Origin of the sequence: Rhizobium ruizarguesonis (assembly GCF_017357285.1) — a bacterium.
Taxonomy (GTDB): Bacteria; Pseudomonadota; Alphaproteobacteria; order Rhizobiales; family Rhizobiaceae; genus Rhizobium; species Rhizobium ruizarguesonis.
The window spans coordinates 244926-263185 of sequence record NZ_CP071682.1 but is presented as its reverse complement, the minus strand read 5'-3'; the positions used below and the strand labels follow the sequence as shown (position 1 = coordinate 263185).

At 55.2% G+C, this 18260-nt stretch carries 17 protein-coding genes and 1 pseudogene; 13 read left to right on the top strand and 5 right to left on the bottom strand.

The window, feature by feature from the left end; all coding sequences use genetic code 11:
* Nucleotides 1-15: 15 nt before the first annotated feature.
* The gene (locus J3P73_RS35530) at nt 16-1134 is read left to right on the top strand and encodes a ferritin-like domain-containing protein (protein ID WP_131589527.1); all 1119 of its coding nucleotides are present in this window, start codon (nt 16-18) and stop codon (nt 1132-1134) included.
* 143 nt (nt 1135-1277) lie between these two features.
* A pseudogene (locus J3P73_RS35525) lies at nt 1278-1966 on the top strand (IS6 family transposase); the annotation flags it as partial.
* Nucleotides 1967-2250: 284 nt separating this feature from the next.
* Here J3P73_RS35525 and J3P73_RS35520 read toward each other — a convergent pair.
* Both J3P73_RS35520 and J3P73_RS35515 read right to left on the bottom strand, forming a co-directional pair.
* Complete coding sequence (locus J3P73_RS35520; RefSeq protein ID WP_164598216.1) at nt 2251-3456, bottom strand: aminotransferase class V-fold PLP-dependent enzyme; 1206 nt, start codon at nt 3454-3456, stop codon at nt 2251-2253.
* Nucleotides 3457-3619: 163 nt separating this feature from the next.
* Nucleotides 3620-4540 carry a LysR family transcriptional regulator gene (locus tag J3P73_RS35515; protein WP_018484257.1) on the bottom strand — a complete coding sequence of 307 codons (921 nt, stop codon included), beginning with the start codon at nt 4538-4540 and terminating at the stop codon, nt 3620-3622.
* A gap of 180 nt (nt 4541-4720) precedes the next feature.
* Between J3P73_RS35515 and J3P73_RS35510 the strand changes: the two genes are divergently transcribed.
* The 11 genes from J3P73_RS35510 to J3P73_RS35460 all read left to right on the top strand — a co-directional run bounded on the left by J3P73_RS35510 (nt 4721) and on the right by J3P73_RS35460 (nt 14895).
* Entirely contained in the window at nt 4721-5104 is a 384-nt protein-coding gene (locus J3P73_RS35510) for a RidA family protein (RefSeq protein WP_207580393.1), read from the top strand.
* A gap of 63 nt (nt 5105-5167) precedes the next feature.
* Complete coding sequence (locus tag J3P73_RS35505) at nt 5168-6190, top strand: carbon-nitrogen hydrolase family protein (RefSeq protein WP_207580392.1); 1023 nt, start codon at nt 5168-5170, stop codon at nt 6188-6190.
* Nucleotides 6191-6195: 5 nt separating this feature from the next.
* Nucleotides 6196-7182 carry a molybdopterin-dependent oxidoreductase gene (locus tag J3P73_RS35500; RefSeq protein ID WP_207580391.1) on the top strand — a complete coding sequence of 329 codons (987 nt, stop codon included), beginning with the start codon at nt 6196-6198 and terminating at the stop codon, nt 7180-7182.
* Between the two features lie 1707 nt (nt 7183-8889).
* Nucleotides 8890-9393 (top strand): hypothetical protein, encoded by a 504-nt coding sequence (locus J3P73_RS35495; RefSeq protein WP_207580390.1) that lies wholly within the window; start codon nt 8890-8892, stop codon nt 9391-9393.
* A 204-nt stretch (nt 9394-9597) separates the two neighbouring features.
* The gene (locus tag J3P73_RS35490; protein WP_207580389.1) at nt 9598-10311 is read left to right on the top strand and encodes a GntR family transcriptional regulator; all 714 of its coding nucleotides are present in this window, start codon (nt 9598-9600) and stop codon (nt 10309-10311) included.
* Between the two features lie 539 nt (nt 10312-10850).
* Entirely contained in the window at nt 10851-11273 is a 423-nt protein-coding gene (locus J3P73_RS37915) for a hypothetical protein (RefSeq protein ID WP_245002810.1), read from the top strand.
* A 273-nt stretch (nt 11274-11546) separates the two neighbouring features.
* Nucleotides 11547-11939 (top strand): IS66-like element accessory protein TnpA, encoded by a 393-nt coding sequence (tnpA, locus tag J3P73_RS35480; protein WP_207580290.1) that lies wholly within the window; start codon nt 11547-11549, stop codon nt 11937-11939.
* Nucleotides 11936-12283, top strand: a complete 348-nt coding sequence (gene tnpB, locus J3P73_RS35475; RefSeq protein ID WP_014330938.1) for an IS66 family insertion sequence element accessory protein TnpB — start codon at nt 11936-11938, stop codon at nt 12281-12283. Before tnpA ends, tnpB begins: the two co-directional genes overlap by 4 nt.
* Before the next feature lie 45 nt (nt 12284-12328).
* Nucleotides 12329-13966 carry an IS66 family transposase gene (gene tnpC, locus J3P73_RS35470; protein WP_207580289.1) on the top strand — a complete coding sequence of 546 codons (1638 nt, stop codon included), beginning with the start codon at nt 12329-12331 and terminating at the stop codon, nt 13964-13966.
* Nucleotides 13963-14574: a plasmid pRiA4b ORF-3 family protein gene (locus J3P73_RS35465; protein WP_207580288.1), complete on the top strand. Its 612-nt coding sequence runs from the start codon at nt 13963-13965 to the stop codon at nt 14572-14574. The genes tnpC and J3P73_RS35465 overlap by 4 nt, the downstream gene beginning before the upstream one ends.
* Nucleotides 14575-14604: 30 nt before the next feature.
* Complete coding sequence (locus J3P73_RS35460; RefSeq protein ID WP_207580287.1) at nt 14605-14895, top strand: hypothetical protein; 291 nt, start codon at nt 14605-14607, stop codon at nt 14893-14895.
* Between the two features lie 167 nt (nt 14896-15062).
* Here the strand turns inward: J3P73_RS35460 and J3P73_RS35455 are convergent, their stop codons facing one another.
* The 3 genes from J3P73_RS35455 to J3P73_RS35445 all read right to left on the bottom strand — a co-directional run bounded on the left by J3P73_RS35455 (nt 15063) and on the right by J3P73_RS35445 (nt 18247).
* Nucleotides 15063-16133 carry a hypothetical protein gene (locus tag J3P73_RS35455; protein ID WP_207580411.1) on the bottom strand — a complete coding sequence of 357 codons (1071 nt, stop codon included), beginning with the start codon at nt 16131-16133 and terminating at the stop codon, nt 15063-15065.
* Nucleotides 16134-16181: 48 nt separating this feature from the next.
* Complete coding sequence (locus J3P73_RS35450) at nt 16182-17390, bottom strand: glycerophosphodiester phosphodiesterase family protein (protein ID WP_020572027.1); 1209 nt, start codon at nt 17388-17390, stop codon at nt 16182-16184.
* Between the two features lie 335 nt (nt 17391-17725).
* Nucleotides 17726-18247: a GNAT family N-acetyltransferase gene (locus tag J3P73_RS35445; protein WP_244666026.1), complete on the bottom strand. Its 522-nt coding sequence runs from the start codon at nt 18245-18247 to the stop codon at nt 17726-17728.
* Nucleotides 18248-18260 lie beyond the last annotated feature (13 nt).

The following is an 18260-nucleotide window of genomic DNA, read 5'->3' as shown; positions in this document are numbered from 1 at the left end:
CCAGGGAGCTTGAGGATGGATCCTTATGGCATTAAGACGCTCGATGAGTTGAAAGAGTTTCTCTACCGGGCGATGCAGCTCGAACATGCGACGATTCCGCCGTATCTGACGGCGCTTTACTCGATCAAGCCCGGTGTAAACCGGGATGCGGCGCAAGTTCTGCGCGTGATCGTCGTGGAAGAAATGCTGGATTTGACCATTGCGGCCAATATCCTCAATGCCATCGGTGGCACGCCGGATCTTACTAGGCCAGATTTCGCGGTTAACTATCCCGCCTCGCTCCCTGACGGCGAGACCGACTTTAAGGTCAGCATACAGGCTTTCGGCCGTGAAGCGCTGGCGACATTCTTGAAAATCGAGCGGCCGGCCCGGCGCCCCGAACATCTCGCTGGCAAGGGCCTGATACAACGCAAGAACTCCCCGCATATCACAGCGCTTGGCAGTGATCCGAGGCACGAAGATCTCCATTTTTACAGTATTGGCGAGTTCTATTCGGCAATCGCAGACGGCATCAAATACTTAGAAGCCGAAGCGCGCCGGGCGGGCACAACGATTTTTATCGGCGACAAGTTTCGCCAGATTACCTCGGAATATTATTATTCCGGCGGCGGTGAGTTGTTTCCCGTGACCGATCTGAAAAGCGCCCTCGAAGCCATAGAGCTCATCATGGAACAGGGCGAAGGTGACGGTGGCGGTATCTACGACGATGACGAGCACGAACTGGCCCATTACTATCGTTTCGATGAACTGGTCAAAGGCCGCTATTACCGGAAAGGTGATCAGCCCGACCACCCCACGGGTCCGCATTTGCAGGTCGACTGGGAAGGCGCTTATCCCATCAAACCGAACCTCAAGGTGGCGGAAATATCCGAAGGCTCGGAATTGCGTGAGGCGGCGACCGACTTCAATACATGTTATGGCGAGTTTCTGGAGCTTTTGACGCGTGCCTATAATGGCCAGCCGAGCTTGCTGCTGGAAGCCGTTCCGATCATGTTCGAATTCCGCAATATAATCGTTGAACTGATCCGCAATCCCCTGCCGGGCCATCCCGGTAAGTACAGCAGCCCCACCTACGAGATTCCCCACAGTGCCAAACAGGCAGCTGTCGCCGGGCAGGCGGAGGTGATCGCATGAGCAGCCGTTTCGATGCATTTCTCGACCTTTCTGTCGAATTGACGGCCTTTTTCCGCTTCGATCTTTTGGGAACGGGCCTGGCGGAACTCTATCTGGCATCGTCAACTTAACGGAATGTGGAATTCGATGTGCGATGAAGGTTCATGACAGACCGTGATCCAGTCTATCGTCGACATCGCTTTCCCGCTGAAGTTATTGCCCACGCCGTGTGGTTCTATTTCCGTTTCCCTCTGAGCCTGCGAATGGTCGAGGACTTGCTGGCTGCCCGTGGGATCATTGTCTCGCACCAGACCGTCCGGCTGTGGGCGGAGAAATTCGGCCGCACCTTTGCCAACGAGATCCGTCGTCGATCATCCGGTCGGCTTGGGGACAAGTGGCATCTCGATGAAGCCGTTGTTTCAATCCGCGGCAAGAAGCATTGGCTGTGGCGCGCAGTTGATCAGGACGGTTTCGTCTTGGAGTTTCTCGTACAAAGCCGCCGAAATGCAAAGGCTGCCAAGCGCCTGATGCGCAAGCTCTTGAAGGGTCAGGGACGGTCGCCGCGTGCGATGATCACCGACAAGCTGCAGTCCTACGGCGCAGCAAAGCGAGAGATCATGCCGGGTGTAGAGCATCGCTCCCACAAAGGGTTGAATAATCGGGCGGAGAATTCTCACCAACCAGTCCGGCGGCGAGAGCGGATCATGAAGCGCTTCAAGTCACAGCGACATCTACAACGCTTCGTCTCCATCCATGATCCGATCCCAACCTACTTCAAATCCCGCGCCACGACATCTCCTCCGGCCACCAGCGCGAACTGCGCACGGCGGCGATGAGCCTGTGGGCGAAATTGCCCGAGCATGAGAGATATCTGCGGATGGCGTCTTTCGCTGGCCTTTCATCCGTTAAGTTTACGATGCCAGATGAGCACCCTCAGCGACGCGCAAAACCGAGCGCCAAAGGCACCGATAATGGCGTTTCGTTGGCGGGATTGGCAGATGTGCCTGCCATGATCTGCGCAAACAGGTGCGAACAGTTAGGGCTCGATCTTACCATGCAGTCAGGACTTGATGTAAGGTCGCACCAATTGCTTTGCCTTTTGAAAAGATCCGCTCGTTCGTCAGGCGAGCAAATCAGCTACGAGGCAATACTAGCAATCGCCTCCAGGAATGCATCGATCTCTTCCTCGGTATTGTAATAATGTGGCGACGCTCGCACCACGGGCGGGAGTTGTCGCGTATAGGCGTCGACGGGTGTACTAGAAGGAGGGGAAACTGAGACGTTGATTCCCTTGCCAGTCAGATAAGCCATGACGGATGACGAGTCCCAGTCGTTGACAGTGAATGAGATGATGGAAGCAAGGGGCCTCCCGAGATCATGCACGGACACGGCTCGTATACCCCGCAAGCCTTCGCGAAGCTTTGACGAAAGGTGATTGCAGCGCTCTTCGATATTTTCGAGCCCAATGTCGAGCGCGTAGTCCACTGCTGCCCGCAGGCCGAGACGAACCGAACAGTTCTTCTCCCATGTTTCAAAACGCCTGGCATCAGGGCGCAATTCGTATCGATCCGGACCAGTCCAGGGCGCGCCATAGAGGTCGATCATCGCTGGCTCGATCTTATCCACGAGTGATTTACGCATGTACATGAATCCCGTTCCGCGTGGCGCTCGGAGAAACTTCCTGCCGGTAGCAGTCAGGATGTCGCAGCCGAGCGCGTTGACATCGATCGGGATTTGACCCGCAGCTTGGCATGCGTCGAGAAGATAGAGGATGCCGTTTTTTCGCGCTATTCGACCGATCGCTGCTGCTGGATTGATAAGCCCGCCGTTGGTCGGGATCCAGGTAACCGCTATCAACCGAACGCGATCATCGATCATTTTCGCCAGTGCGTCCGGATCGAGGACCCCAGAAGCGTCATTCGGAATGACTTCGATCGATACGCCGGTGCGTTTGGCAACCTGCAGAAAGGCGATGTAGTTGGCTGCAAATTCGACACTTGCCGTCAGGATCCGGTCTCCAGGTCGGAAAGAGAGGGAATAGAAGGCGCGTTGCCAGGCGATCGTCGCATTTTCAGATATCGCAATCTCGTCGCGGCCACAGTTTACGAATGTAGCCAAGCTGTCATATGTCCCCTCCAGTAGAGAGTTGGACTCAGCTGCGGCTTCGTATCCGCCGATCTCGCCTTCCCGGCTTAGGTACCCAACCACCGCTTCAATAACAGGGCTCGGCATCAGCGCAGCACCAGCATTGTTAAGGTGGTTTCTGTTTTTTGTGCCGGGGGTATCAGCACGCAAGCGAAGAAGGTCCAAAGTCTTGCGAGCGTCGCGGCTGATTTGCGACATGAGGGGTTCCTTCCTTTGATCGAGCGTCAATCTTGTTGACGCAATCGGCGTTGTCACGGAAGCTGACAACTTCGCAACCCGATGTGCAGAATTGAGCGACGGGACGTAAGCGTCCGCCAATTCGGCCGGCAAGAGCGCTCCGCGCAGTCCGATTTGCGAAACTTCACGAAGACCAAGGTGAGTTTCTCAGAAGGCGTTGTTCGTCTCGACGTACCAGCTCTTTCACGAATTGCTTTACGGCTCTCACTCTTGGAAGATAAGCTAGATCCTGGTGTGCTGACATCCAGATCTCGCGCTCGCCGCTCAGTTCGTCGAGCACTGGAACGAGACCCAGGTTTAGACTGAGTGCGAATTCGGGAAGGGCTACAATTCCTGCGCCCGCAGACGCCGCGAACATCTGCGACATCATGCTATTTGAGCTGAACGCAATTTTTGGGGTGGGTACGAGTTCCTCTAGCCAGAGCACGCTTTCAAGCTGAATCAGCTCCTCAATATAGCCAACAAAGCGGTGCTCGCTAAGATCCGCCGCCTGAGAGGGAACTCCATTGCGCTCAAGATAAGCCTGCGAAGCGAATAAGCCAGTCTTGAAACGTCCGATCAGCTGACTGTCCAGAGAAGTTCCATGGGGCTTGAAGAAGCTTAGGAATAAATCCGCTTCCCGGCGAGCGACCCGAACCGTTTGCGGCGACGTTACAAGCTCGAGGTCAAGATCAGGGTGCCGGCTACTGAGTTCAACGAGGCGCTCGGAGAGATAAAGCGTTGCGATGCCTTCCATGGTGGCCAATCTGACTGTGCCGCGTATTTCGTCACGATTGCTTACGTCGCTGCGAAGAGCATTCACGCCGTTCTCGATTTCCTCCGCTCGCCGCATTGTAACCAGGCCGGCCGGTGTCAGCAGAAGTCCGTCCTTGGTCCGCTCGACGAGGGCACCGCCAACCGTATATTCCAGACGAGCAAGCCGGCGAGATACGGTGGAATGGCTGACTTTTAGTTCGCGAGCGGCGCCGGTCACGCTCTTGCACCGGACGACGATGAGGAAGAGTTTGAGATCGTCCCAATCAAGATGATCGATTGCAGTCGCCATGCTACCTCCGTCTATTTTTGCACAGGGTAGTGCATCCTATTCGGGTTGGCTCGCAAATTCGTTTTGATAGTTTCAAACGTGCTGTGCCGCTGTATGTGTGGTGCGCAGTGAAGCAAAATATCTTGCGGAAACGCTTATCGCCAGCAGCCCGCACTACTTGAACCTACCTTGGGAGAACGCATGTCCAGACGAACTGTGAATGCTTCAAACGCTTCGGCAGTGGGACCGTATTCGCACGCGATATGGGCCGGCGATCTTCTGTTCTGCTCCGGCCAGACACCGCTAGACCCCGGCACCGGCAAACTTGTCGACGGAAATGTAGCCGACCAGACACGCCAGTGTTTCGATAATCTGTTTCAAGTCCTTGAGGCAGCGGGCCTGGGGTCGGATGATGTCGTATCCGTCAATGTCTATCTCACCGACATGGGTGACTTTGGCCAGATGAATGAGATTTACGCGACGCGTTTTTCATCGCCCTACCCGGCCCGCACCACAATCGGCTGCGCCAGCCTGCCGCTTGGAGCACGCATTGAAATCGGTCTAACAGCAAAGCGGCAATTTTGAGCCTGCCTTTGCCGAGCTAGTCGAGATGGCTGATGGCGAGCCCGGATCTGTAGAGGAATGTCGATGGGAAACATGAAATTCTGGGCCGCGGCTGCTCATATTGCCCCCGTCTATCTCGATCCTGGGGCGAGCGCGGAAAAAGCTTGCTCGGTGATAGCAGAGGCTGCCCGAAACGGCGCATCGCTCGTGGTATTTTCGGAGAGCTTTCTTCCCGGTTTCCCTGTCTGGGCAGCACTTTACCCGCCCATTCAATCGCACGAACATTTCAAACGCTTCTTGAAAGCTTCGGTGTACATTGACGGCCCGGAAATTGAGCGTGTGCGAAAGGCCGCCTCCGAGAACGGTGTTTTCGTTTCAATCGGTTTTTCCGAGCGCAACCCGGCAAGTGTCGGAGGTTTGTGGAATAGTAATGTTCTGATTTCCGATACCGGCCAAATCCTGATCCACCATCGAAAACTGGTCGCAACCTTCTTTGAAAAACTAGTTTGGGATCCGGGCGATGGCGCAGGATTGGTCGTCGCAAACACGAGAATCGGTCGCATTGGCGGCCTAATTTGCGGGGAAAATACTAATCCGCTCGCGCGCTATAGTCTGATGACGCAGGGCGAGCAAGTTCATATAAGTAGCTATCCGCCGATCTGGCCCACTCGCGTTCCCACAGAAAGCGACAACTACGACAACCGAGCAGCCAACCGCATCCGTGCCTCAGCGCACTGCTTCGAGGCCAAGTGCTTCGGGATCATCGTGGCGGGGCACCTGGACGAAGTCGCACGCAAATCCATTGCCTTGGATGATCCTGCGATCGAAGCGATCATAGATGCCAGTCCGCGGGCCACTAGCTTTTTCCTAGGGCCGACTGGAGCGGCAACTGGTGACGAAATGACCGACGAAGGTATCGGCTATGCCCAAATCGATCTCGACGACTGTGTTGAGCCGAAACGATTTCACGACGTCGTTGCTGGTTACAACCGATTCGATATTTTCGACGTCACCGTGAACCGGATGCGTCGAAACCCAATCAGATTTTTGGAAGGCCGCGCTGAGGACGCTCTAACGAGCCCTGAGGCCGTGGCCATGCCGGAGTAAAGGTGATGGCGCGGACGGGTATGCACTTGACCAAGAAGGGTTTCTCCTTCCAGGGCCCTGCCGACGGCGTTCATGCCCTTAAATCGTGGATCACCCCTGAAGATGATCTTTTTCTGGTAACGCATATGGGGTTCCTGGAGATCAACCCCGAGCATTGGCATTTGGATGTCGATGGCCTCGTGGGTAAACCGACGAGATTGCATCTGTCTGACCTTCAAGCAATGCCACAGCGCGAGTACATGTCGTTTCACGAATGCGCTGGAAGTCCGCTTGCTCCGACAGTGGCTAAACGCAGGATCGGAAATGTAGTTTGGAAAGGTGTGCCGCTGTCGCTTATTCTGGAACGCGCAAAGATCAGCAGCCATGCGTCCTACATCTGGACTTCCGGCCTCGAGTGGGGCGAATACGCAGATGTTGGAGAAGCTTATCAAAAAGACCTGCCGATCGGCAAAGCACTTGCAGAAGAAGTTATCCTCGCACTTGAGATCAACGGTCGGCCACTCACTCCCGAGCGCGGAGGACCGGTTCGACTGGTCGTGCCAGGTTGGTATGGTACAAACTCCGTAAAATGGGTTGGTTCGATCACGGCTGCGGATCGGCGCGCAAGCGGCGCCTATACGACGCGCTTCTATAATGACCCTACGGCGTCGGGGATGAAGCCGGTTTGGGGCGTCGCCCCGGAGTCCGTTATCGTATCGCCGTCCCCAAATGATCTGCTGTCAGCGGACATGCCAACGAAAATATGGGGCTGGGCTTGGGGAGATCACCAGATCTCCAGCGTCGAGGTCAGCGTGGACGGTGGAGGCTCCTGGCGGACTGCCTCAGTAGGGCCGCGCGAGGGAAGGAGTTGGCAACGGTTCGAGTTGTCGTGGACCCCTAAATCAGGCCAGAATATCTTGCTATGTCGGTGCACGGATGAATGTGGGGAGGGACAGCCGCTGACTGACGCGAGAAATGCGGTGCACACGGTTAAAGTTGAAGTTGATCCTTGATCCGGAGCCCACTGCGACATTGCGATGGGCGTCCACCGACGCACGAAAAAATCGAGATTTCTCGATGAGCCAGCGGCACTACGGTCGGCCAGATCGACAGGACAAGAGCTTTCCTGCGAAAGTTACGGTCGGGTGGCACCGAATGGGGGGACCGCTGTCACTCCAGCCTACGCATGACAAACACCGCCCATTGAACGGTCGAGGCGAGGACCGCGAGCAATACGCGGTAGATCAGCAGCTGTCGCAACACCTTCCCCGGGCCATCCTGGGTGCATTTCGTTTGTGACTCGATTGAGAAAACCATCCACATGCGCCTTCACGTCCTGCCAAATCTGGGAGGCGCGCTTCTGAACGGCCGCCGATGTACTCGGGTTACCCACAATCTGGACAACCTCATTTGTACGCCGATTGTGGGCACATGGGCCCGACGAACATGTCTCGCTTTCTGTTACTCGCAAAGAAATTATGAAAATGACCGGTATTCTTCTCGACATCGGCGAATGTGCGTCGGCTCGTGGCTGCCATGGGGGAGTATGACATTAATCGGCTGTACCTTTGCTAAATCTGCTGCGAGACTGTTCACCTCTGTAGGTGCGTAACCGCCGGCGCGATAATCTAGCGTGGCGCGCCCAACGATTCTCGCGGCGACAATTACGTTCGTCGAATGTGCACGAATAGTAGCTGACCCTGCTACCTCATCCGGAAGACCGGATTGTCGGGAAAACCTTTCGCCTCCCAAGGCAGCGTGGTTGTCGTCGAACTTGTTTCGACGGCAGCCACGTGTTGTGGCTATGAGACCGCCTGTGTCGCGAGGATAAAGTATCAGTGTTCCGGGAGCGAGCGCCGGTGACTGGCACGATGAGAATGCCGTTCGTTTTTGCTATGCGCTGTGTCGCTCGCCCAGCGAAACTAGTCGGATCTACCGCAAGGGGGAGCCAGGATGTCATCGTTTCCGACCTGCCGAGAACGCTTTCTGTGCCGGCCGAATATAATGGTGGTCCGAGTAAACTGACTTCGGTGTAACCGGTGTTCTTCCCACGCGTTCTCCTGTCAGCGATCTGTGTTCGACTTTCAATACAAGAGCGAAGGAAGTGTCTCCGTCGAGAGTCAGATTCTGCCAATAAATTCAACTCACTGGCGATCGGCCCGATGGTGACGAAATACTCAACCCGACCAACATGTCGGGGTTGTCAGATAGAGGGGAACGTTTTGTGCTGCTTGAGGGAGTCATAGCCGTACATAACCACTTCGAGCTTTGGCCATCACCAACGGAAGATTGTCAGCTCGAACATTCGCGGACTCAAGCAAACCTTCAACGCACTTGCACAATACCATATCGTATCGAGTTTTGTATTCGATCACGAAAGTATAAACCTACGCTACGGCGATTTGCCAAATATATCAAAAAATATATTATTGTTAAATATTGATCTATGGCGGAGCGCCGTCTAGACCTGCTCAACACGCGGCAGGGGACTACCCTGGTCAGCGACGGGAGGGTTAGATGAACCGACGTGACAAAATGCATCCAGACAAAGCCAGGTGTGATAGCCCGGAAATGGGGCTCGCCTTCCTCGATGGCGAACGTGTGGTTGCTCCACGGCGTGCTATACGCTCGCCGGCCGCACGGAACGAGCATCTGGATGCGCTTCGCGAAGTCGCAGATAGCGAAGATATTATCGGGTTAACTGTCCCGTGGTGACCGGCATGGAGCTGAGCATTGAAAAATTGCCGACATTGCAACAACCATCTGCCGAATACGAGGCAAGCATAGGCCTGGGCCTAACCAAGGCACTTCTCGCCACCAACCACGAACCGGAACGAATGGGTCAGATCACATGGTCTCTTTCAAAATCTGAACGTGTCTTTGATTGCGCTGGAGGTGATTCTGACAACGGCGAAACCATCGCTACTGATGGACAAGTCGAGGCTCTCGCGAGCCGCGGATACATCAAACCCGCCGATGCCTATTGTCGGCTGGTTGATAGGGATAACCGATCGGCAAAATTACTCATTGACGATGAGGCCGACGCACGTCCACCGAAGAGCTGCCATGAGCATGTTGATTTCGAAAACTACCACTACATTGATGGCACTTGCAGGCCTTGGAGACACGGTTCGCTTAAAGCCGGCCGCTTACGCGAAATACGACAGGCGGTAGGCATTGGACCAGCGCGCCATCCCGACGCAGTCTTGTGCCTATGGCATTGAAATTAATGGCAGAATGCGATAGCTGCCAATTACGGCCGCGGCTGTAATACAGGTGGTTGATGCCGAATCTGGTTCGGGCGCGAAACACGGTGCCGGTATGGAAGGGCCGACTAGTTCGACCTTCAATTCGAAGCGACCGTCCGGTCTCAATGCAAGAAGCTCCTGTAGGGTCCTTGAAGGATATCGACAGAGGAAAACTATCAAATGCGGTGTTGCAAGAACGCGCCCCAAGGTCGTGGGGGTGACCTAAATGTTTCTACTGAACCAGAACCTGCAAAGGCCGATATTGCCTACGATGCTATTCGACAAATTCTCCACAGTAACGGTCGTGTGCCGGGGCAACATCTCAGGGAACAGGATCTAGCGTCTAAGCTCGATCTTGGTCGAACTCCAGTTCGCGAAGCGCTTCAGCGGCTTGCAGCTGAAGGGAAGATCCAATACATCCCTCAAAGAGGCTTTTTCACGAGGCCGATGTCGGAAAGAGCTCTGTTAGATTTTTATGTTGTCGGACGTGAGACCCTGATCTCGGCATTAAATCGAATGCGGCCGCAGGTCCCAGAGAGCTGGACCGTGACGGATAAATTGTCCCCTGACGAACTTGCCTTAAGGGCAGAAGCGATATTCACTAAAATCGCCCAAGAAGCATCGAATTGCGAGGCTTGCAAAATCGTCCACCGATTCTGTTTTTGCACTCACCCTTTACGAATGGAAATAACTGCGTCGGAACTTCGGCCCGCGTTTGTCGAAAGCCTCGAGAAGCTAATTGCCGCAATGTCTGAACTAGGCACGGCAACGACCCTGGTGGAGTCCGCGTTGGTGAACCACCTTGATCTAGAACAGGGTGCCGTCTCAAGGATTGTACAAGAGGTGAACGAACGTGGATTAACAGGGTTTCCGGGGCCTGCGAAAAGTTTGTGACATCGCATACCGTCATCTCGACGAAATGATCCTAATCAACGAGCTTGAAGAATTTTGTCGAGTGCCGCGCATATCTGCGGCTGCTGCGGGCAATCCAAAAGCCGACGTCGGCATCACCTACCAGCATTTTAATGATGTTGCCAAATCAAAGAGGCTGCCGCCATCGCTTCAGCATTCCAGAATACAGCGCCGGCAAAGCGAAAGGTGCTTGTGTCCTATCGAGCGACGCCCTCCGCAGGTTTCCATTTGCCGCGGCTTGCCCAGGCCAGCTATGATGATCGAGCGACGTTTTCAGCCGAAGTGCTAAAGGAGATCGTGCCAAAGATCATAACAGCCAACGGGATCGACGCTGCGACCTTGAGGACAGAGGTTATGCCAGGCGGGTATCTCCTCAAAACCAATGCATCGCTTCAGACCGAGGGTGATCTCGATGACGCCGCGGCGGGTCGACTTGCCGGCTCCCTGGGCTACGTCTTCCGCCAATATCGCGTCCTTCCTCTCGCCTCAACGACACGACAGGTAAGACAGGCTTTGTTGTCGTGCGGTTTCCGCAGGGCAGCCTTAACGCCACCGTCGCGCAGAGATTCTTCGAGGCAGCGGACGCAACGAAAAAAGGCTTGGGCGGCGGATATGCCGTGTTCGGTGACGAGCAGATCTTCCTTAATGCAACGAATTCCGAAGGAAAGCCTTATAGCGGACTCGATGACGCAAGCTTCCAAGACGGATTGAGCCGCGCAGCCGTATCGTTTGGCAGCCCCAAACCAATGGTTTCTTCCCTCGGCAATGCGACCGCGCGCTTTATTGGGAATGATTGGCAGAGGTCAACAAGAGGCGAGGACTATCAAACCTTGCTCGGTGGATCGGACGGCGAGTTAGTGAGAAAGCTCGACGAGATCAGCAGGTGTTATGCATTCCTCCTCGCGAAGACAGCCGACAGCAAGGGCTGGACCAAAGATGAATAAGGGCCGGACGAGGACCTACGCTCAAGTCGCTTAGCGAGTTCAAATGGCATTTCGCAAAACGGATCTCGCAGTCGATACGATTTTGAGTGATCGTACGCTGGCCACCTGGGGCCGCGCCGGAGAAAATCTCACTGCTGCAATGCTCGAGAAATTCAAGACGGCTTAATCCTGCTTTGGTTCTGGAATATCTTAGCGGTATTCCCACGGTGACGGCCGTCTTGTGATGTGAAGCCGAACATTGGAAGTCCTGGTGGTAGCACTAGGAGTAGTCCTATGACGAAGCAGCATATTGAGGTGATCACGTCGGTCGAGCGTCGCCGGCATTGGTCTCGCGAAGAGAAAGAACGGCTGGTCGCGGCGACGTTAGAGCCGGAAGCGGTTATCTCGGATGTGGCGCGCTCGGCCGGGATTCATGTCAGCCAATTATTCCGGTGGCGCAAAGAACTCTGCCAGATATCAGCGCCGTCCGTTCCTCCATTCATTCCGATTGAGGTCGTGGCGGCGTTGCCAGCGCCTGATCCTTTGGAGACGACACCGGCACCACGGGCGCGCAAGAAGACAAGCATCGTGACGATCGAGCTTGGCCGCGGCCGGCGCATTCGTGTGGACAGCGATGTCGATACGGAAGCTTTGGGTCGAATTCTCGACGTGCTGGAGCGACGATGATCCCGGTTCCGAGCGGCGTAAAGGTCTGGCTGGCGACCGGCTATACGGACATGCGGAGGGGATTTCCTGGCCTGTCGCTGATGGTGCAGGAGACGCTGAAGCGTGATCCGCATAGCGGCCATTTGTTCTGCTTCCGCGGCAGGAAGGGCGGCCTGATCAAGGTGATCTGGCACGACGGCCAGGGTGCCTGCCTGTTCACGAAGAAGCTGGAACGGGGGCGCTTCATCTGGCCATCGGCGGCCGACGGGACGGTGGTGATTACGCCGGCGCAGCTCGGCTATCTGCTCGAAGGCATCGACTGGCGGATGCCGCAAAAAACCTGGCGTCCGAGCTCGGCTGGATAGTGGAAATGGCTGGAAAGGTGGGAGCGAATATGATTCCATCTCGTTATGACCGATGCGGCAGATCAGCTTCCCGACGACCTTGCCAGCGCGCATGCGATGATCCTCGCCGAGCGCGCGGCACGCCGTGAAGCCGAGGCCGTTGCTGCCCGTGCCCAAGCGGTGAACTCACATTCGGATGCGCTGATTGCCCGGCTCCGGCTGGAGATCGAGAAGCTCAGGCGCGACATCCACGGCAGCCGCTCGGAGCGCAAGGCACGCCTTCTCGAACAGATGGAATTGCAGCTCGAGGAGTTGGAAGCTGATGCCAGCCAGGACGAAATGGCTGCGGAGCTGGCGGCAAAGTCCTCTAAGGTCCAAGCCTTCGAACGCAAGCGTCCATCCAGGAAACCGTTTCCGGAACACCTGCCGCGCGAACGTGTCGTCATTAGCTCGCCGACAAACTGCCCATGCTGCGGCTCGGCCAAGCTGGCGAAACTGGGCGAGGACGTTACCGAGACATTGGAAGTGATCCCGCGCCAGTGGAAAGTCATCCAGACGGTGCGCGAGAAGTTCTCATGCCGGGAATGCGAGAAGATCGCCCAGCCGCCGGCACCCTTCCATGTGACGCCGCGCGGCTTTGCAGGGCCAAACCTTTTGGCGATGATCCTGTTTGAGAAGTTCGGTCAGCATCAGCCGCTGAACCGGCAAAGTGAGCGCTATGCCCGTGAAGGCATCGACCTCAGCCTCTCGACGCTTGCCGACCAGGTTGGCGCTTGCACCGCGGTCTTGAAGCCGCTGCATGGCTTGATCGAAACGCATGTGCTTGCTGCCGAGCGTCTGCATGGCGATGACACGACCGTGCCGATCCTGGCGAAAGGCAAGGCCGATACCGGGCGCATATGGACCTATGTCCGGGATGATCGGCCGTTCGGCGGAACATCACCGCCAGCAGCTCTCTATTATGCCTCGCGCGATCGGCGGCAAGAACACCCCGAGCGCCATCTGAAGACCTTCACCGGCATTCTGCAGGCTGATGCCTATGGCGGCTACAATCCGCTGTTCAAGGCAGAGCGCCATTGCGGTCCGCTGACCCAGGCATTGTGCTGGGCGCATTCGCGTCGCAAGTTCTTCGTGCTTGCCGACATCGCCACGAACGCCAAACGGGGAAAGAACGCGACGCCGATCTCGCCGATGGCGCTCGAGGCAGTGAAACGGATCGATGCCCTGTTCGACGTCGAGCGTGACATTAATGGTCTCGCTGCAAGCGAAAGACTGGCGCGACGTCAGCGGGACAGCCGTCGTCTTGTCGAAGAGCTTGAGGCTTGGATGCGGGCCGAGCGGACAAAGCTGTCGCGCAGCTCGCCGGTCGCCGAGCCAATCGACTACATGCTAAAGCGCTGGGAGGGGTTTACCACCTTCCTAACCGACGGACGGATTTGCCTAACCAACAACGCGGCTGAACGGGCGCTGCGCGGTTTTGCTCTCGGCAGGAAATCGTGGTTGTTCGCCGGTTCTGATCGTGGTGCCGATCGCGCGGCCTTCATGGCAACGCTGATCACGACCGCCAAGCTCAACGATGTCGATCCGCAGGCATGGCTTGCCGATGTCCTGGCACGAATTGCTGACATGCCGACAACAAAGCTTGCAGAGCTGCTGCCTTGGAATTGGACAGGTCCGCGTCCTATGATGGCGTTGGCATCATGACCGTCGATCGCATCGCCAGGCTACATATCCAACTCGACGGTATCGAACCTTTGATCTGGCGCAGGGTCGAGGTTCCACTCACGATGAGCTTGAAGGGGCTCCACGATGTCATTCAGGCCGTGATGCTGTTCGAGGATTATCATTTGTTCGAGTTCGAGGCTGGTGGGCGGTGTTACGATGTGCCGGATCCAGAAGACCTCTATGAACGCAAAACCTTTGCAGCTCGCAACGTCCGCATCGCGGCACTCATCGAGCGTGGGATCGCGACCTTTAGCTACACCTATGACTTTGGTGATAACTGGCGACACACTATCACGGTCGAGGCAGTGGAGGATGGAAACCCCAGCATCGAATATCCGCGCTTCATCGATGGTGAGCGCAGAGCGCCGCCGGAAGATATTGGCAGCACCTCGGGGTTCGAGGAATTCCTGAACGTCATGGCGAAGCCACGACATGCGCAGCATCGAGAGTTCGTGCGTTGGTATGGTGGCCGCTTTGACCCAGAAGATTTAAGCGTTGATATCGTTCAAAACCGTGTCGCTAAAATTGCCCGCCGTCGGACACTCGGAAAAGCTGGATTTGCGAAGAGCCAAAACCGGCAGCACTGACCAAATCTGAAAGACACAGAACGAGGCATCATGGGCTACCGCAACTCCGCCCTCTATACCCTGAAATATGTCGCAGCGATGCTTGATGAGGACGAAGACTTCTTGCGAGAATGTTCGATTGAGATGTTCTCTGAAGATGGCTGCTTGTCTGCATATGACGACTATCCGGCCTCGGAGCTCAGCGAGCACATCATCTTGTTCACCCAAGTGGGGATCGAAAACCTTCAACAAATTATCCGCAATCTTCGCGGAATTGGCGACCCGCCATCGAAACCAGCGGCAGAAAGAAATCGCAAAAAGCCTCGGCTACTGCGGTCCTGACCGGATGGTTACTCTTAGCGCGGCGACGTCACAGCTTGAGTGGTCACCATCTTTGCTCGATCTGGCTCAGACATTCGCTGCGCAAGCAGCCGGGATTGCGGCATCGCGGTAGCTGAAACTGATGGCATCTGATCGCCGTTGGAACAAATGAGAGTCGTCCAACATCGCTATTCAAAGCGTTCGATATTGATGCGGATCGCATCACCAGCCACCGATTTTACATTCGACGGAGGATTGCCAGGACGAGCCGTGCCGCAGGGAGTCCTTATCTCGCCGGAAAGGTACTGGCCGCTGTTGCAGGGCAGCATAGTGACGTCGAGAAAGTCGCTCCTCTTCAGGGAATTCTGATACGCTATGACTTCTTTCATCGACAAGGGGTTCGAGAAGATCGTCACTCCCTCAAATCCCGGTAGCGCCTCAATTGGCTCAATCATGGGCGATGTCTGACCGGGCACTGCTGCAGCGCCAATAACCCATGGTCCAACCGATCCGAAAATGACAGATTTCGGACGATCGGCTGGCGTACCAGAGCTGAAAGGAGAATGCGGGAACCCACTGTCGAGCACTGCCTCATCCCATTGGTAAGCTGTAAAAGCTAGAAAATAGGTATACGGCGCAAAACGGTCGATGCGCACTTTGCCGTCTGGAGTAAAGGTATAGTAAATCCACTCTGTGCCGGAGAATGCCCCTGTTGGCCCCACGACGTTCATATCCCAGGGCTTCTGCCACCATGCAATAGACGCCATGTCGCTTTGAAGCAGGCTTTTCGCAAAAGACCACTTTTGACCATTCGGATTGGGCGTGGCTCCCAACGCGAATGATAGGTAAGCATCGTTCGAATTAGAACTTAGAAGCGATATGGCGCTACCGCCGTTAGGAACGGTATTTTCACGGGTCTTTTCGACCAAAAGGACAGTGAACCCCGTGTCCGGTCTGATCGACGCGCTTTGACTAGTCACGATTGACGCGTGCGGTGGAAAGTTGAAGGAAGTCTTGTTGGTATAGAAGTCAAATGCCTGCCTCGTATCTTCGGGCACCGGATAATCCGCTTCTGCCGCCGAGTCGTGGATGTACAGCTTTGGAAATTCCCAGAAAATTGGCACTACCTTCGGTGTGAGCGTCTGAGATACTTTGTCCGACGCGCTTCTAAGACAATTGGCTTCATTGGTGCATGATGCCCCTTGCCCTTCGCCAGCGACAAGACAGCCCAGCGTGGAAAACAATAGGAAGAATTTCATTCCATTATTCATCAAAACAATCCCGTTTTTGGAAGCGGAGGTCTTGCTCTAGCGCGTGAGCTCGGTGGTGTTGCGGCGCCCTATCTGACGCAACATATCGCCGACTACGTCGGGCCAATCAGTGGTGATAAGATTGGTACGATTGACGATCGCCATCTCCGGATCTCCTCGGTAATCTGGTACGATCCCTCGTTGAGCGGTCGATTTCGGATCCGTGTTGTGGTCAAAGCAGCATTTTCCGGCGCTGTTGGCGACGCCCTCTGGAAAGTAGTTACTTTCATGATAGGTGGCGAAGCCCTGCTTCTGGTCGATATAGTCGAAATATGCCTGCAGACCGTCACCTTTATAGAATTGGTTCATTTCAAACTGAATGGAGAACGGCGCCACATTCCATTGATCGTAGATTGAGTCCTCGTGGGGATCGTAGCTGGAATCCTTCACATTCTCGTCATCCGGGTTTTCGACGACAATTAGCCCGCCAATGAGGTTGGGGTCGTAGGTCGTCCGATTTAAAATCGTGCCGACATCCACCGCATCCTTTGCTTTGAGCTTGAATACAACGGCTTTGCTGAGTTTCGCATTTCCCTTGGTCGCGAGAATGTCAAGGCAGCGTTGCATGAGCTCGATGGGATCAGTAGGGTCCTGATCATCGACTGCCGCCTTGATATCGACGATCATCACGTAGCCATGACCATCATCGGAGACATATTGGGCGAGTAGATCGAGCGCGGCAGAGAACGTCAGGAACTTCGCCTTTCGCCCTTGTGAATCCGTAAAAACGCGGCCATGTCGGTCCCGTAGATCGGCCTGTCGTAGCTGCGAAAAGTTCTGATTATATAATAGGCCGCTTCCAGTTGACTCGCGCTCAATCCTGTAGTCGTGAGATAGAACGACTTCATTGTCAGCGGTGAAGCGGGCATCGACTTCCACGCTCTCGATCTGCGAATTCCAGGCGTCTTGCAAGGCATAGGCTGAATTCTCGGGATAGATCTCCCAAGATCCGCGGTGCGCAGATAGCAGGACCAAGTCATCGTCGGGTTTCGGCAGCTTAAACATGTTTCTTGTAATCGCACTTACAAGATATGGTGAAGGCTTTACCGGAAGCAGCGCCTCTGCTTCGGCATAGGATGGAATAGCGAAAGCAAAAAAAGAAGTCAAAATGAGCGATGCCCGCAGATCCCGTCGGCCGCCGAGGTAACCAAAACGCGAGGCGTAAGAATTTAGGATCGCTGATGCTACGTTGTTGCTGGTGTGCATAAGGTTTCGGAACCTTTCGATGAGAATTTGGGTAGCTCGCTACGTTGTACGGCCTGTTCCTGGGGCTTTTTGCAACAGCACGAACCGCCTCAGCAGTGGCTAAGGCCTGGGCTGGGAACGAAAGAGGGGAGATGGCCTCGCTACGCGATGGGATTTGTTAGCCGACCGCCTGGTTCCCCCCTTGCTCTATGGCTGTAATAACAGGCTGTTCGACATCAAGATGATCCATAAAAGCGGAGCCTAACAAAGGCGTTGCGTTGCCGGGTCGCGACATAGCGTGCTCCAGGGTTGAGAGAGTTTCGGTGAAAGCAGCTTGGAGCTCGACACGATTATTTTCATCCTGGTGCAGCGGTTCTCAGGTGAGGAGGCGTTGGCAGGGTTTTCTCCATCAAAGCTGCTGCGCCATAGGGTGTTTGGACGCAATCAATTGCCTGCCAGCCGCTCTTTTCGTAAAGAACTCGCGCGTCCTCCGTTATCAAGAAAAGGCTTTTGTAACCGAGGCGCGATGCTTCGTGCTCCAGCCGCTCGATCAACAACGTGGCTATCCCTTTCTTGCGGTGAAATGGATGGACAAAGAGCGACTTAAGCCACGGGGATAGATGAGATTTTCCATCGAAATCACGATCAGCCAACGTGACCATCCCAACCGGCAATGCGTTTTCAATGGCAATCAATGTTAGCGGTATCGAATTTTTTGTTGCTGCTTCAAACTCGCCCCGCGTTTGTTCGTACGAGCCATTTGATTGACAACCCCATTGTCCGAAAGTCCAACTTGCGCAAATCGAAATGAATTTCGGAAGTCTTTCCAGGTACTCGATCGTTACCGGAGTTGCAGCTACCATTGGTTTCGCGGTCATAGTATCTCCATTC

What these genes read in the sequence shown, in the direction of transcription:
- J3P73_RS35530 (WP_131589527.1), top strand. Translation starts at nt 16, where the DNA reads ATGGATCCTTATGGCATTAAGACGCTCGATGAGTTGAAAGAGTTTCTC.
- J3P73_RS35520 (WP_164598216.1), bottom strand. Translation starts at nt 3,456, where the DNA reads ATGTCGCAAATCAGCCGCGACGCTCGCAAGACTTTGGACCTTCTTCGC.
- J3P73_RS35515 (WP_018484257.1), bottom strand. Translation starts at nt 4,540, where the DNA reads ATGGCGACTGCAATCGATCATCTTGATTGGGACGATCTCAAACTCTTC.
- J3P73_RS35510 (WP_207580393.1), top strand. Translation starts at nt 4,721, where the DNA reads ATGTCCAGACGAACTGTGAATGCTTCAAACGCTTCGGCAGTGGGACCG.
- J3P73_RS35505 (WP_207580392.1), top strand. Translation starts at nt 5,168, where the DNA reads ATGGGAAACATGAAATTCTGGGCCGCGGCTGCTCATATTGCCCCCGTC.
- J3P73_RS35500 (WP_207580391.1), top strand. Translation starts at nt 6,196, where the DNA reads ATGGCGCGGACGGGTATGCACTTGACCAAGAAGGGTTTCTCCTTCCAG.
- J3P73_RS35495 (WP_207580390.1), top strand. Translation starts at nt 8,890, where the DNA reads ATGGAGCTGAGCATTGAAAAATTGCCGACATTGCAACAACCATCTGCC.
- J3P73_RS35490 (WP_207580389.1), top strand. Translation starts at nt 9,598, where the DNA reads ATGCGGTGTTGCAAGAACGCGCCCCAAGGTCGTGGGGGTGACCTAAAT.
- tnpA (WP_207580290.1), top strand. Translation starts at nt 11,547, where the DNA reads ATGACGAAGCAGCATATTGAGGTGATCACGTCGGTCGAGCGTCGCCGG.
- tnpB (WP_014330938.1), top strand. Translation starts at nt 11,936, where the DNA reads ATGATCCCGGTTCCGAGCGGCGTAAAGGTCTGGCTGGCGACCGGCTAT.
- tnpC (WP_207580289.1), top strand. Translation starts at nt 12,329, where the DNA reads ATGACCGATGCGGCAGATCAGCTTCCCGACGACCTTGCCAGCGCGCAT.
- J3P73_RS35465 (WP_207580288.1), top strand. Translation starts at nt 13,963, where the DNA reads ATGACCGTCGATCGCATCGCCAGGCTACATATCCAACTCGACGGTATC.
- J3P73_RS35460 (WP_207580287.1), top strand. Translation starts at nt 14,605, where the DNA reads ATGGGCTACCGCAACTCCGCCCTCTATACCCTGAAATATGTCGCAGCG.
- J3P73_RS35455 (WP_207580411.1), bottom strand. Translation starts at nt 16,133, where the DNA reads ATGAAATTCTTCCTATTGTTTTCCACGCTGGGCTGTCTTGTCGCTGGC.
- J3P73_RS35450 (WP_020572027.1), bottom strand. Translation starts at nt 17,390, where the DNA reads ATGCACACCAGCAACAACGTAGCATCAGCGATCCTAAATTCTTACGCC.
- J3P73_RS35445 (WP_244666026.1), bottom strand. Translation starts at nt 18,247, where the DNA reads ATGACCGCGAAACCAATGGTAGCTGCAACTCCGGTAACGATCGAGTAC.